Below are 13,124 nucleotides of genomic sequence, written 5' to 3' on the forward strand. Positions count from 1 at the left end.
CCATTGCGGTTTTCGGGATATTCCGCGTTATAATTATCGGCATTACATTTCACTATGCATTTGCCTCCGGATGCATTTAGTGGCTGTTTAAGTGCCTTATGAATCAACACCTTAGCATCACAATCGGGCCGTGCGATGCAGCCCGCTAAAACACCCAGTCTGACACTCACACGCAGCCAGTTTGCCGCGGTACGCGCCTACGTCCAGGGCATGCCTGCGGCGATGGTGGCCGATCGCTATCTATCCGACGACGCCGATGACGATCCCGGCGGGGAGTCCGCGCTGCGCGTATTGCTGGGCTTGCGCGACCGGATGGTGCAGCTCGCCCACCTGCATAGCAGGCCGGATCTGGCCGAATTGCTGGAAATGGGTCCAGGACGCTCCAATCGCGGCATGGACCGCCGCGTGGAGGCGCTGGCCGAGCTCGAGCGCCTGGGTACGGCGCGCCCGCGCGCCGACCATGGCATCGAGCTGTGGTTTTCTCCTGCGCTGGCGCGGCGGCTGCGCGCCCAGAAAATATCCAACCTGCATATCCTGGTCGAACTTGCCAACCGGCATGGCAACGCATGGTGGCGCTCCGTGCCGCGCATTGGCTCGCTTGCCGGTGGGGCCATCAATCGCTGGCTGGCGGAGCACAGGGATATCGTCCGGGACGAGCATGGTGCGCCGCTGCTGCGCGAACACGTGGGCGCGCGCGGCCGCCTGGGCGAGGCCGTGCTGGCACCGGGCCTGCGGCAGCTCGTGCCATTCGAACTGATGCGGTGTCCAGAGATAACGCCCGGCGCATCAAGTGACGCAAAGGCATCTTTTCCGGAAGATCTGTCCGCGGTGAGAGCTTGGCTCGCGGCAAATGAAGCGCAGCAGAGTACCTGGCTGGCATATCGGAAGGAAGCCGAGCGTCTCCTGCTCTGGTCGGTCACGGAGCGCCGCAAGACGCTGGCTATGCTGGATGGCCAGGACAGGCTCGATTACCTTGCCTTCTTGCGCAAGCCTGTGCCCGAGCGCCTCTGGGTGGGTCCGCGCGCGCCGAGGGATTCGGTCGCATGGCGGCCGTTTACCGGCCCGCTATCGGATAGCAGTGTTCTGCATGCCTCGCGCATCCTGGGCGCGTTGTTCGAATGGCTGCAACTGCAGGGCCATGTGGCATCGCATGTCTGGCAAGCGGAAACACAGGCGCAATTGCGGTTGCCGCGCGCCGCCCGGCGACCGCCGGGAACACAGTTCGATCGGGATTCGCTGGCACGCTTCCTCGCATGGCTGACAACGCAGGGGCAGGCCGAGGATGGCCGGCGCTATCGAGCCGCCGAGGCTGCCGTGCGCGTATTGCAGGCGTTGCCGATCGGATTCTCCGATCTGGCCGAATTCAAACGCGAGCAGCTTGGTACGCTTGGAGAGTCCGACGGAGATTTTGCGCAGGAGGGTCTGGACGATCCGGCCCGCGCGGCGCTGGCACGACACTGGCAAGACCGGGGGCTGGACTGGGAGGGCCAGGCCGGGCGACCCGTGGCCCTGGTCGGGCCGCCACGCTTGCCGCCTACCGGGCGCGCACAGCGCAAGGCCGATAGCTCGCCGGGCGCCGGATACTCGGTGCGCGGACTGCATGCGCTGCTGAGCCAGGCGATCGAGCGTTATCGGGCGGAGGTGGATGGGGAATTCGCGGCGCGCTCGCCGCGCGATCTTGCCGGACGGAGGACGCGGATGCGGCCCCAACCTTCTGGTGAAGCTACCGCGCCTGAGTGAGTGAATGCGGTGGGCGGCGCCGCACGGGACGCCGCGTCCTGGCTTGCAAGGCGGACGGCCAGGCTGAGCGCGCGTTGCTGGCCGCCGTGGTTCGTGTTGTCAGCCCGCCTTCTTGTCGAGGCCGAAACGTACCTTGAGTGCATCGACAAGGGCTTCGCGCGTCGCGCTGTCGCCGACCTGCACGTCGAGCATCACGCGGCCGGAATCCCACTCCTTTATGGTGCCCAGTAACTGGCCGCCGTCGCTGCGAATCTTGTATTGGCGGCTGATCTCCTTGACCTTGCGCGACTTGCCTTCCTGGGCATGCTTGCGGATGGCCTCGACTTCCCGGCTCGACAAGCCCTCCACCATGATGCGCGCGGCGAGGTCACGGGTCCGGTCCTCGCCAACGATCTTGCAGTAGAGCGTCAGTTCGTAGCCGGTGGCGATGCCGATGGCAGCGGGCCGTTCACGCATGACGCCCAGCACGGATTCCGGCAGGCGCAGCAGTGCCAGTGTCTTGTTGACGGTGCCCGCGGACATACCCGTCAATTCACATATATCTTCCTCTTTCTGGACTTTCCCTTCATCCAGCAGCTGGCGCCAGGCGATGGCGTTATCCAGCGCCGACTGGTCGGAGCGCTGCTCGTTGAGCAGAAAGGAAAGGCGGTAGAAGTCGAGATCGCTGAGGTCGCTCTCGATGAAGCATTCCATCTCGAGCTTGCCCGCCGAGGCCAGCGCGCGTTTGCGGTAGTGTCCATCGACCAGGATGTAATGCCCCGGGCGCGCCGGATCGGGCGTGGCCAGGCCTGGCGTTTTCTGCCCGTGCGTGGCGATGGATGCCGCCCGCTCCTGGACCACGACCGGGTCGTAGATACGACGGGCATTAAACGGATTGTCGTGGAGTTGCGCCAGCGGGACCTTCATCAGGATGCGTCCGCCCTCCTCCTCCGGCTCACTTTCAGCGCTGAAAATCGGGCTCGGTTCGCGCGAGCGTGCCTGGAGCAATCCGTTCGGGTGCTGGGAAATCGCGGCTTCGGCGCGCGCAAAGCGGTCGAGGGCATCGCCGCGTGTTTTCTCGGCAGCCATCCCCGCCAGCATGCCCGCCTTCAGGCTCTTCAGTTTTGTAGCCATTCTTATTGCTCAATCAAAGACAATACCTCGTCGACCATCATGTCGACTTCCTGCACCGACTCGCGTGCTCCAACCACACCATGCACCGTGCAGCCAATCGCCTGACATTCGCGGAATGCCGAGCGCGAGCCGATCATTGCATTCATCAGCGGAACCTCCGCGTCATCGCCGAGGATCTCGATCGCCTGCCGCGCAATCGAGACGCGCCGCTGCACCATGTTTGCCATTACCCGAATCCGCAGGGTTTCGTTCTGTACCTGCGCGTGCTGGGCCAGCGTCTTGGCGGCCACTGCCGCCCAGAGGTCCGGCGGGGAGGGCACTACGGGAATGATGGCCAGATCCGAAATCAGCAAGGCACTCGACGGCGCGGCCGAATGCACCGCCGGCGGGCAATCCACCACGATGTAGTCATAGTCCTGGACGAACTTGCGGACCTCCCTGTGCATTGCGCCCCCCGAAGGCGCCAGACCGATCACTGAAGCGGGAAAAGGACGTTCATCGCTGGCCTGTGCCGCCCAGCGCGTCGCGGTGCCCTGCTCGTCCATATCCACGAGCATGGAGCGTGCACCGCGCAGGCCAAGCGTGCCGGCGAGATGCATGCTGACCGTGGTCTTTCCGCACCCGCCCTTTTGATTGAAGACCGTGATGATTTTAGCTGGCACTTGCGACCTCTCTTTCAGCGCTGAAAGCGCACGATTATCTCTAGGCGCAACTTTAGTCAAAGTGACGTGCGGGCTCAACTGTTTTTTGATTTTATATTTTTTACATAAAATTAGCGAAAACATTTCGTGTTATGGAAATGAAAGATTTTCGCTTGAAATGCGGCATGGAATCCGCCTACAGTAGGCATAGTGCGTCTTTCGCCGCACATGACACAACTAGACAAACTGGTTATGATGCCCGCTACAGTCGAGTCAAGTCGTGTCAACCTCGTCGCATCCGTTCGGTAACTACGAGAATTTAGCGTGCTTGAGCGGTTGTTAGCGTTGTTTGCGTTGTGTACAAGAACTTGCTTCGAAAGGAAATTCACATGGCAACCGGTACGGTCAAATGGTTCAATGAGACCAAAGGCTTTGGCTTCATTACCCCGGACGACGGCGGTGCGGATCTGTTCGCGCACTTCTCCGAAATCCAGGGTTCGGGTTTCAAGACGCTCAAGGATGGTCAGCGCGTCACGTTCGAAGTGAAGCAGGGTCCGAAGGGCTTGCAGGCATCCGCCATCAAGCCGGCCTGATCTCACGAATCACGCCGAACTCGCCGGCCGAGCCGGGACCCCATCGGTCCCGGTCCGGCCAGCAAAGCAAAAGGCAAGCGTTCCACGCTTGCCTTTTGTCTTTTCTGCAATCCCAAGCGAGGCAAGACGCCCACATCGTTCCCGGACGGCAAGGAGCCCGGTAACGCATGCCGCGCGCACTGTCCTGAAAGCAAAAACCCGCTGGGCTAGCCAGCGGGCGGATCGTGCGACAAGCCGGATCTCAGGCCAGCTTGCGAACGCTGGTGCGCGAGGGCTGCAGGATCAGTGCCTTGGACGAGTCTGCATCCACCTTGGCACCCGGATACACCACCAGCACATCCTTGAGTGCCTTGCGGAACAGTGCGCGGAACTTGCGCTCGCTTTCCGTCTCGGTGCCGAACTGCATCTGCAGCGCTTCCCATGGGATCTCGGTGCGGCGCTGGATGGTGAAGAAACGATACGTCAGCCAGGAGTAAACATCGAGCGCAAAAGGCGACTGCTTGAGCGCCTTCAGCGCCCGCATGTCCACTGGCACAGGCCGGTTAACCAGCTCGTTGAAGAAGGGCTCGGACAGCACCACGAAACTCTCGAACATCGAGCCCTGCCCGGGCTGCATCGGATCCCACCAGGTCGACAACTGATCTGCCAGCAGGTACCCGACCCGGTCAATGGACAGCGGTTCGTGATTTGGGTTCTGGTTCTGGCTCGGCGTGGACKTGTTCTGGACGATCGCAATGGTGGCGGAGAACAGACGGATCATCTGCTGGCGCACCAGGGTCATGGTGCCGCGCTTGCCACCCGTGGCCATCGGGATGCCCAGGTTGTACATGAATTCGGAAAGCGAGTTGCCCAGCGAAATGCGGCGATCCTCGACCGTGCCCGTAAACTCCCCTCGCTTCTTCTTGGCCATGATTTCCTTGCCAATCCAGGCAAGCATCAGGCGCGGGTAAGACCCGTAGGGATAGCCGAGCGACACCGTCTCGGACACCAGTTTCTGGCGACCGTTGCTCGCCTTCTCGGATCGCTGCTGCGTGAAGTAACCAGGCTGGATCATCAGGGAAATATTCCCGCTGGTCCGTGTCCACACCGGCGGCGCACCTTTCGGCGCCCGATAAGGCAGGGTCACTTGTACGCTGGCGCGGCTAAGGAAGCCGACTTCGCCACTTTGCCATGCATCTTCCCGTTCCATGGCCTGGGCTTCGTCGAACAGGCGCTGGAATTTCTCGGACGGAACCAGACTGTTCTCGTCGCCGGGAACGATGATGCGGGACGGCTCACGGTCCATGTTGGCCGGATCGTGAGATCCCAGGATGGTCTGGGTGCGTTTGATGGGCATATTGGCGGGCTTCGGAATACACGACTTTTTACGCGAAGCAAACCGCCTTGTCACGCAGAAACAGGTTCGGTAGGCGAATTTCCTGTCCTGCCGCGGGTTTTGGGTCAGGTGGGTCTCATGACTGGTAGCAGGGTGGTCTGCGGTGGGCAACCCGGCAGGGTTGTCCACGGAAGGCCAGCACTGAGCTACCAGTAAACGATAAGCGTATGGGTTAACTACTCGTAAACCGTATACGTAGCCCCCAAGCCACTGATTCGTATACGGAAAAAGCCCCCTTCCGAACCCGATTCTGCGTGAAACCGTACTCGATTCTGCGAAGTGCTGTACCAGATTCTGCGGTATACCGAACCCGTTTCAGCGTAAAGCGCGAACCGGATTCTGCGGGGATAACTCCCTGTTCTCACAGGCTTTTCCACAGCCGGACCGCGCCAAAGCGTACCCGTTTCTGCGGGTCAAGTGCGGTATACGCTCCGTGCCGAGGTAAACAAGGGGTCGTACCGGAGTTATCCCCGCAGAAACGGGTACGCATCCCACTCCCCGACTGCCCTTTTCACCCCGCACCGTACCCAATTCTGCGTCAATCGGGGCGGCGGCGTTCCAAATGCGTACCCAATTCTGCGTGAGCACTTCGAAGCCCGGTTTCGGTCGTGCCAGCGTACCCGTTTCTGCGGCGTACCCAATTCTGCGAAACATCCACCAGGGCCGCTCCGAACTCCGAAGCGTACCCGTTTCTGCGTCACCGCAAGGCGATCATTCGGCGCTGGGCGTACCCGTTTCTGCGTGTATCTGACGCCCTGAAATTCAAGCCGGAAATTTCACCTCTATTATACACAAGGTTCTCAGTAAAAGCGAGCGCTTGCACTCGGAATTATCCAGGCTGCCAAAGGGTATACGTCGGCGTACCCGTTTCTGCGGGACGCTGGAGATGCTGGTGATGAGGGGTGGTCAGCGATCAGGGATATACAAGCGAGTGGCGTACCCGTTTCTGCGAGGCGGGCGCCGGACTACGCGCTTAGCGGGGCGTACCCGATTCTGCGTGGAGCAGGGGATTCGTTGTCGCGACAGGAAACCGGCCAGCCGTGCGGCCGGCCATCAGGCTTGAGGATGGCTCGCGGGGTCGATGCGAGCGGTAAATTCGCCCGAAAACGGGCGGCAGCGTACCCGTTTCTGCGTACGGGCCAGGCGCCCAGCTGGCGGGGAATTGCGTGAGGCGTACCCGTTTCTGCGTTGCACCAATACATCAGCAGGGCGATCTTGGATGCGGTCAGGAGGCCGCAGGCGTATTCGGTGCGCGCCAGGCAGAGCAAAGCGTACCCGTTTCTGCGCTGCAATATGGCTGCGGTGTGGAGCGAACCAGGGCCTGGACGGCTCAGTCCAGGCCCTGGCTGCGTGTCGATTTCAAGCTCAGCGTACCCGTTTCTGCGGACGTTCAAAAGGCGCTGCGCCCGAAGCCCGGGCGTGCGTGGCCCGGCCGGTGCGGCCAAAGCGTACCCGTTTCTGCGCGCTTGTCATCTCGCCGAAGACATGGCTCGCCTGGCCTGTGCGTACCCATTTCTGCGGGCCCGGCGTGTCTTCCGGTGGCTAAGGGCTCAGGCGTGGCTGGACAAGCGGTGCGGCTGCTTTCGGGCGTAGCGAGGCGGGTCGACGGGGCGCAGGCCGCGGGCATGTCGCCACCGTCCGCTTGCGGGCCCCGGCAGGACGAAAAAAAAACCCCGCCTCGAGAGGCGGGGTTTTCTTGACTGGGCGCACCCCAGGAGGGGTGCCAGTCTTACTGCTTACAGCGGCGTGATGTTCGCAGCTTGCAGGCCCTTCGGGCCGTTCTTGACTTCGAACGACACGCGTTGGTTTTCCTGCAGCGACTTGAAACCGTCGGCGCGGATTTCAGAGAAGTGCGCGAAGAGATCGTCACCGCCTGCGTCCGGCTTGATGAAACCGAAGCCCTTGGCGTCGTTGAACCATTTAACGATACCGGTTTGCATGGTATTGCTTTTCCTGACAAAAATTTAAAAAGAAACGGATAGCTCACGCATATCCAGCAAAGCAACTCAAGGAAAGGACACCATGGACAACGGAAGTACCATGACGGTGGCTAACGAATGTGCTGTTGCCTCGTCGCTTGAATCTAGCGGGGTTTATACGGTGGATTAGCGCCAGCGTCAAGGTAGGGTGATTCTGGATGTCTGTCCGGATCCACCGCCAAGCATCGCGGGATCATCACATATTTCGTATGCCACACATTCTCCACCGGCTCTGCCGCAGGGGAGAATCTGTAAGACATTACGCCCGGCCCGGGCTGGGCCCGCCGGGGCGCGAACCCCTTTGAAACATACGCATCACAACAGAATAAGAGGAACCTCCATGCCAACGCAGGATCCCTTGCGCAATCCCCCGGCGGCGTCTGCCGGCCCTTCGCTCGTCGAGCGCGTGTTCAAGCTGAGCGAGCATCAGACCGACGTGCGCACCGAGTTGCTTGCCGGCCTGACGACCTTCCTGACGATGGCCTATATCATCTTCGTCAACCCGAGCATCCTCAGTGACGCCGGCATGCCGAAGGACGCGGTGTTCGTGGCCACCTGCGTGGCGGCGGCGATCGGCACCCTGATCATGGGCTTCTACGCCAACTATCCGATCGCCATGGCGCCGGGGATGGGGCTGAATGCCTACTTTGCCTACACCGTGGTCAAGGGCATGGGTTTTCCGTGGGAGGCCGCGCTTGGCGCGGTATTCATCTCCGGCTGTCTGTTCCTGCTGGTGACCCTGTTCCGTGTGCGCGAGCTGATCGTCAACGGCATCCCGCATTCGATCCGCATCGCCATTACCGCGGGCATCGGGCTCTTCCTTGCCATCGTGGCGCTGAAGAACGCCGGCATCGTCACGGCCAGCCCCGCCACCCTGGTCACCATCGGAGATCTTCACCAGACTCCCGCCATCCTGGCCATCGTCGGCTTCTTCGCCATCGTCGCGCTCGATCACCTCAAGGTCAAAGGCGCCATCCTGATCGGTATCCTGCTGACGACCATCCTCAGCTTCGTGGCGGGCGACAACACCTTCCATGGCGTATTTTCCGCGCCGCCTTCCATCGCCCCGACCCTGCTCAAGCTGGATATTCCCGCCGCGCTCTCGATCGGCATCATCAACGTGGTATTGGTGTTCTTCCTGGTCGAGCTGTTCGATGCCACCGGGACACTGATGGGCGTGGCCAATCGCGCCGGCCTGCTCAAGGCCGGCAAGATGGACCGTCTGAACAAGGCGCTGATGGCCGACAGCACGGCCATCATGGCCGGCTCGTTCCTGGGCACCTCGTCCACCACGGCCTATATCGAGAGCGCCTCGGGCGTCCAGGCCGGCGGCCGCACCGGACTGACGGCGGTGACCGTGGCGGTGCTGTTCCTCGCCTGCCTGTTCATCGCGCCGCTCGCCGGCACCGTGCCCGGCTACGCGACCGCGCCCGCGCTGCTTTATGTCTCCTGCCTGATGCTGCGCGAGCTGGTGGATCTCGACTGGACCGACGCCACCGAAGTCGTGCCGGCCGTGCTGACCGCGCTGGGCATGCCCTTTACCTACTCCGTTGCCAACGGCGTGGCGTTTGGCTTCATCACCTATGCCGGGCTCAAGCTGCTGACGGGCCAGGCCAGGCGCGTTCCGGTCATGGTATGGATCATCGCGGCCGTGTTCGTCTTCAAGTTCTACTACCTTCCCGGCCACTGATCCCGTGGCTGCCGTGCCCGCCAGCCGCGGGCACGGCGCTCCGCGCACGAGCCCGTGCGTACCCGTTTCTGCGTCGCTTCGCGCGCGTGCCGCCGTGGCCCCGGGCGCGGCGACCGTACCCGTTTCTGCGGGCCTGGCCAACCCCGCCCGTGTTCGTCAGGAAACGGAAGCGCGTACCCGTTTCTGCGTACGATGTAAGTGGATAATTACCTGCAATGCCAAGTCGTGTGTAGCAAGGTGCTCATACTAAAGGATGATATTGGGTTGAGCCCCCATACTGAGGGCTGGACAAACTGACCTAAATGCACTGAACTAGAGGCGTGGCAAATTGCGGGGCGCTTCGAGGGCGCCCCTTCTTGACTCCGGCGTTCCGGAGTTTGCGCCGGCTGGCGCAAAGCAACACCAGACATAACGACGGAAACAAAAGTCCCACGCCCGCAGAACGGCCAAGGACTGACCGACCAGACCATCGTCCAGATGGCTTCGCCACCACGGAAGGGAGCGCGCGGATACACGCCCGCCCCACAAGAAAGCAAATAAGAACATCAACGATAAGTGGTAATCGCGAACGTGTAGTGCCGGGGGTGTTGTTCAACGGGGATCACATCATGAATGCAGGAGAAATCCGGCGACCCGCCATGGGAACCATCAGCGAGTCCGCCAGCCTTTCCATTCATCGCGCCTGGACGGCTTTGGGAGAAGCCGCAGCCGAGACGCCACGCCGACACCGTAGCACCGGAGACGCCAATCCGGCCGCCAGCGTCGTCGAAGACTTCCTGAGCCAGGACCGCATGCTGCCGGCACATGCTCGCGCAGCGATCGAACAACTGCTGCAACGCCAGCGCTCGCTCGAAGGTGAACTTTCGCGCCAGCGCAGCCTGCTGCAGGAATGGATTCTCAGCCAGCTCACCTACAAGACGCTCTACTACCGATACTCCGGCCAGTCTCCCGACGCGCCCCGCAGCGAATTGCTGCGCGAGAAAGACCTGGTGCGCCGACGCATCCGCGATCAGCTCCAGGCCGGTGGCGAGCATGCCGCCATTCTCGGTGAGCAGTCCCGCAGTCTGTCCAAGCCGTAATGCCGACGTTGCGCATGGGGGAAGCCCCCCAACCGGCTCAGCTCGACCGCACCCATGGCCCGCATCGAAGCGAGGCCGCGGTGCAAGCCGGAATCATCAAGATGCTCAACGGCAGGGAGAACGCTATGGACCGACTGTGCAAGGTGGCGACACGCACCGCACAGGTGCTGGTCGTGTCGCGCCACGAACCCTATGGATTCGATCCGGCCCAGTTCGGGTCTGGCTGGGAGATTCGCCATATCCAGCAGATCCGCGACCTGAGCCGCGTGGTACGAGGCAGCGCGCCGATGGCAGGCGTGCTCGACCTCGAGAACGAGTACAGCGATGCCGAGCTGGCGCAGCTCGAGCAAAGCCTGCAGTACCTGCACGTGATGTGGGTGGCGATCACCTCGTCGCGCATGCTCGAAGACGAGCGCGTGCGCCGGCTGATCCGCGATTACTGCGTCGATTATGTGCGCACGCCGTTCTCGTTCAGCGAACTGCTTTACACCCTCAAGCACGCCCACGGCATGGCCTGCCTGCACGGCGCGCGCAGCCACGAACTGATCGGCCACGGCCCGATGATCGGCGAGTGCGCGGCCATGCGCGCCATGTTCCGCTCGCTGGCCAAGGTGGCGCACAACGAGGCGCCCGTCTTTATCTCGGGCGAATCGGGCACCGGCAAGGAGCTCGCCGCGCAAGCCGTGCACGAGGCGTCGAGCCGGCGCAAGGGCCCGTTCGTGGCGATCAACTGCGGCGCGATCCCGCCGCACCTCGTGCAATCCGAGCTGTTCGGCTACGAGAAAGGCGCCTTCACTGGCGCCAACCAGCGCAAGATCGGCTGGATCGAGCAGGCCCAGGGCGGCACGCTGTTTCTCGATGAGATCGGCGACCTCCCGCTGGAAAGCCAGGTTGCCCTGCTGCGCTTCCTTCAGCAAGGCACCATCACCCGGCTCGGGGGCCACCAGTCGATTCCGTTGGACCTGCGCATCATCTCGGCCACGCACGTGGACCTGGTCGCCGCGCAGTCGGACGGACGCTTCCGTTCCGACCTGTTCCACCGGCTATGCGTGCTGACCTTGTCGATCCCGCCCCTGCGCGAGCGCGGCGAGGACATCCTGCTGCTGGCCAACGCCGTGCTCGCCGAGCATGGACACGAGGCGCACCGGCGTATCCGTGGCTTCTCGCCATGTTCCACGCAGGCGATGATGCAGTACGAATGGCCGGGCAATGTGCGCGAGCTGATCAACCGGGTGCGACGCGCCATCGTGATGACGGACAACCGCAAGATCACCGCGGAAGACCTGCAGCTGCACGGCGGCACGGATGCCCCGCGCAAGACGCTGGATGCCATCCGCGAGGAAGCCGAGCGCGAGGCGATCCGCACCGTGATGGCCAGTCACGGCTTCCACGTGGTACCGGCCGCGCGCGAGCTCAACGTGTCGCGGGTCACGCTCTACCGGCTGATGCACAAGCACAATATCCGCATCGAGGCGCGCCCGGGAGCAGGCGAATAGCGCTCGTCAGGCGGCATTGAAAAAAGCGGGCTGCGGCCCGCTTTTCTTATCCGCTCCCCGGCACCCCCTAGAACGTATAGGGAAAGCGCAGCGACACCGTGTAGTTCGGCGCGTCCGGCGTCAGGCCGATGCCGAACGCGGTGCTGACCGACAGGCCCTTGGTGATGACGTGGTTGAAGCCGAACGTCATCGTCGCCACATTGGCGCGGCTGCCGATCACGGTCTGCGTCACGCCCGACGTGGTGACCTGCGTGCTGCCCGAGAAGGCCGCATTGAACGCCAGCGACATCGACGTGCGGTCGTTGAGCGCGAGCGCCAGGCCGCCGCCGAAGCCGATGGTGTCGCCCAGCTTCACGTCGGCCGGCGTGACCTGGCCCTGCACCGACGAGATATCGCTCACCGAGCGCTTGATGTTGTAGGTGTAGCTCGCATTGGCGAACAGCACCACCGGGTCGTAGGTCTTGAGCACCGACAGGCCGGCGGTGACCGCCCACACGCCGTTGCCCGTGGGCAACTGGTCGGCGATATTGAGGTTGTTGTTGTTCCGGTCGGCCGACACCAGCTTGATGCCGAACGGTGTGCGCCCGGTTGGCGCGCGCACGCGCACGCTGCCCACCACGTCCGGCGCCGCGCCGCTCTCGCGCAGGAACTGGTAGTACACGCCCATGCTGACGTCGGCCAGCGCGGTGGTGCTGAGCGTGGCGTCCGACAGGCTCGAGGCCGAGCCCCCCGCGCCGCCCGAGATGAAGTTGGTACTGCGGTAGGTCACCGGCACGTCGAAATCCATCGACAGGCGGTCGGTCAGGCCGTAGCGCGCGATGGTGTCGTAGGTGAGCGTGTGCGACTTGGTCTGGTTCAGGTTGATGGTGCCGAGGAAGATCGCATCGAGCGCGAGAAAGCCTGACAGCGACAGCGCTCGCCGGTCGTAATAGCTGTAGACGAAACCRCTGTCGATGGTCAGGCGCCGCTCGAACAAAGGCGCATGCTCGGTCTGGTAGACCAGGTCCTTGCTTTGTACGCGCGCCTGCTGCTGCGTCTCGCGCGCATCGGAGCCCACCACCTGCGCGCTCGTGCCGCTTGCGCCGATTGCGGTGCCGCCCGCGGACGTGGATGGAGTCGCCTCCTGTGCCAAGGAGGGAACACCGGCAGCGGCCATGGCGCTGCTGGCGTTCCCGTCGGCACTGCTCCCCGTTCCCCCCGCTACCCCTCGCCCGCGCGCCCCGACCATTTCCAGGTCGTTCAGGCGCTGCTCGAGAGCCTTGATGGTCTGTTCCTGTTTCTCGACCAGTTCTGTCAGTCGTTCGATCCGCTCGTCCGCGCTCGGCTGCCGGGCGCCAACCTGCGCGTACGCAGCCGCGGAGAGCAGGGTACCCGCGACGGTACCCAGCACAGCGAATTCGGTCTTCATCTTTCCCCCC

At 62.9% G+C, this 13,124-nt stretch carries 10 protein-coding genes; 5 read left to right on the forward strand and 5 right to left on the reverse strand.

Annotation, left to right across the window (positions count from 1 at the left end):
• Nucleotides 1–135: 135 nt before the first annotated feature.
• Nucleotides 136–1,740: a phage integrase family protein gene (locus AB4Z48_RS00120; RefSeq protein ID WP_441611791.1), complete on the forward strand. Its 1,605-nt coding sequence runs from the start codon at nt 136–138 to the stop codon at nt 1,738–1,740.
• Nucleotides 1,741–1,839: 99 nt separating this feature from the next.
• On the opposite strand, the gene AB4Z48_RS00125 is transcribed toward AB4Z48_RS00120, so the two are convergent.
• Both AB4Z48_RS00125 and AB4Z48_RS00130 read right to left on the reverse strand, forming a co-directional pair.
• A complete protein-coding gene (locus AB4Z48_RS00125; RefSeq protein WP_441611792.1) occupies nt 1,840–2,853 on the reverse strand; it encodes a ParB/RepB/Spo0J family partition protein in 1,014 nt (337 codons plus the stop codon).
• A 2-nt stretch (nt 2,854–2,855) separates the two neighbouring features.
• The gene (locus AB4Z48_RS00130; RefSeq protein ID WP_441612254.1) at nt 2,856–3,515 is read right to left on the reverse strand and encodes an AAA family ATPase; all 660 of its coding nucleotides are present in this window, start codon (nt 3,513–3,515) and stop codon (nt 2,856–2,858) included.
• Nucleotides 3,516–3,883: 368 nt separating this feature from the next.
• On the opposite strand from AB4Z48_RS00130, the gene AB4Z48_RS00135 reads away from it, so the two are divergent.
• Complete coding sequence (locus tag AB4Z48_RS00135; protein WP_006159056.1) at nt 3,884–4,087, forward strand: cold-shock protein; 204 nt, start codon at nt 3,884–3,886, stop codon at nt 4,085–4,087.
• Nucleotides 4,088–4,328: 241 nt separating this feature from the next.
• Here AB4Z48_RS00135 and AB4Z48_RS00140 read toward each other — a convergent pair whose 3' ends face one another.
• The gene (locus AB4Z48_RS00140) at nt 4,329–5,372 is read right to left on the reverse strand and encodes a replication protein RepA (protein WP_441612255.1); all 1,044 of its coding nucleotides are present in this window, start codon (nt 5,370–5,372) and stop codon (nt 4,329–4,331) included.
• Between the two features lie 1,826 nt (nt 5,373–7,198).
• Nucleotides 7,199–7,402, reverse strand: coding sequence for a cold-shock protein (locus AB4Z48_RS00145; protein WP_017228340.1), 204 nt, complete (start codon nt 7,400–7,402; stop codon nt 7,199–7,201).
• Nucleotides 7,403–7,781: 379 nt separating this feature from the next.
• On the opposite strand from AB4Z48_RS00145, the gene AB4Z48_RS00150 reads away from it, so the two are divergent.
• From AB4Z48_RS00150 to AB4Z48_RS00160, 3 genes are all read left to right on the forward strand, one after another.
• The gene (locus AB4Z48_RS00150; protein ID WP_441611793.1) at nt 7,782–9,131 is read left to right on the forward strand and encodes an NCS2 family permease; all 1,350 of its coding nucleotides are present in this window, start codon (nt 7,782–7,784) and stop codon (nt 9,129–9,131) included.
• A gap of 638 nt (nt 9,132–9,769) precedes the next feature.
• Complete coding sequence (locus AB4Z48_RS00155; protein WP_441611794.1) at nt 9,770–10,210, forward strand: hypothetical protein; 441 nt, start codon at nt 9,770–9,772, stop codon at nt 10,208–10,210.
• Nucleotides 10,211–10,335: 125 nt separating this feature from the next.
• Nucleotides 10,336–11,706, forward strand: coding sequence for a sigma 54-interacting transcriptional regulator (locus AB4Z48_RS00160; RefSeq protein ID WP_441611795.1), 1,371 nt, complete (start codon nt 10,336–10,338; stop codon nt 11,704–11,706).
• Between the two features lie 67 nt (nt 11,707–11,773).
• Here AB4Z48_RS00160 and AB4Z48_RS00165 read toward each other — a convergent pair whose 3' ends face one another.
• Nucleotides 11,774–13,114: a transporter gene (locus tag AB4Z48_RS00165; RefSeq protein WP_441611796.1), complete on the reverse strand. Its 1,341-nt coding sequence runs from the start codon at nt 13,112–13,114 to the stop codon at nt 11,774–11,776.
• Nucleotides 13,115–13,124 lie beyond the last annotated feature (10 nt).

The sequence above is a fragment of the Cupriavidus sp. 2TAF22 genome (assembly GCF_052115045.1).
GTDB lineage: Bacteria > Pseudomonadota > Gammaproteobacteria > Burkholderiales > Burkholderiaceae > Cupriavidus.

Coding starts and splice junctions, on each gene's coding strand:
- AB4Z48_RS00120 (WP_441611791.1), top strand. CDS start 136: ATGCAGCCCGCTAAAACACCCAGTCTGACACTCACACGCAGCCAGTTT.
- AB4Z48_RS00125 (WP_441611792.1), bottom strand. CDS start 2,853: ATGGCTACAAAACTGAAGAGCCTGAAGGCGGGCATGCTGGCGGGGATG.
- AB4Z48_RS00135 (WP_006159056.1), top strand. CDS start 3,884: ATGGCAACCGGTACGGTCAAATGGTTCAATGAGACCAAAGGCTTTGGC.
- AB4Z48_RS00145 (WP_017228340.1), bottom strand. CDS start 7,402: ATGCAAACCGGTATCGTTAAATGGTTCAACGACGCCAAGGGCTTCGGT.
- AB4Z48_RS00150 (WP_441611793.1), top strand. CDS start 7,782: ATGCCAACGCAGGATCCCTTGCGCAATCCCCCGGCGGCGTCTGCCGGC.
- AB4Z48_RS00155 (WP_441611794.1), top strand. CDS start 9,770: ATGGGAACCATCAGCGAGTCCGCCAGCCTTTCCATTCATCGCGCCTGG.
- AB4Z48_RS00160 (WP_441611795.1), top strand. CDS start 10,336: ATGGACCGACTGTGCAAGGTGGCGACACGCACCGCACAGGTGCTGGTC.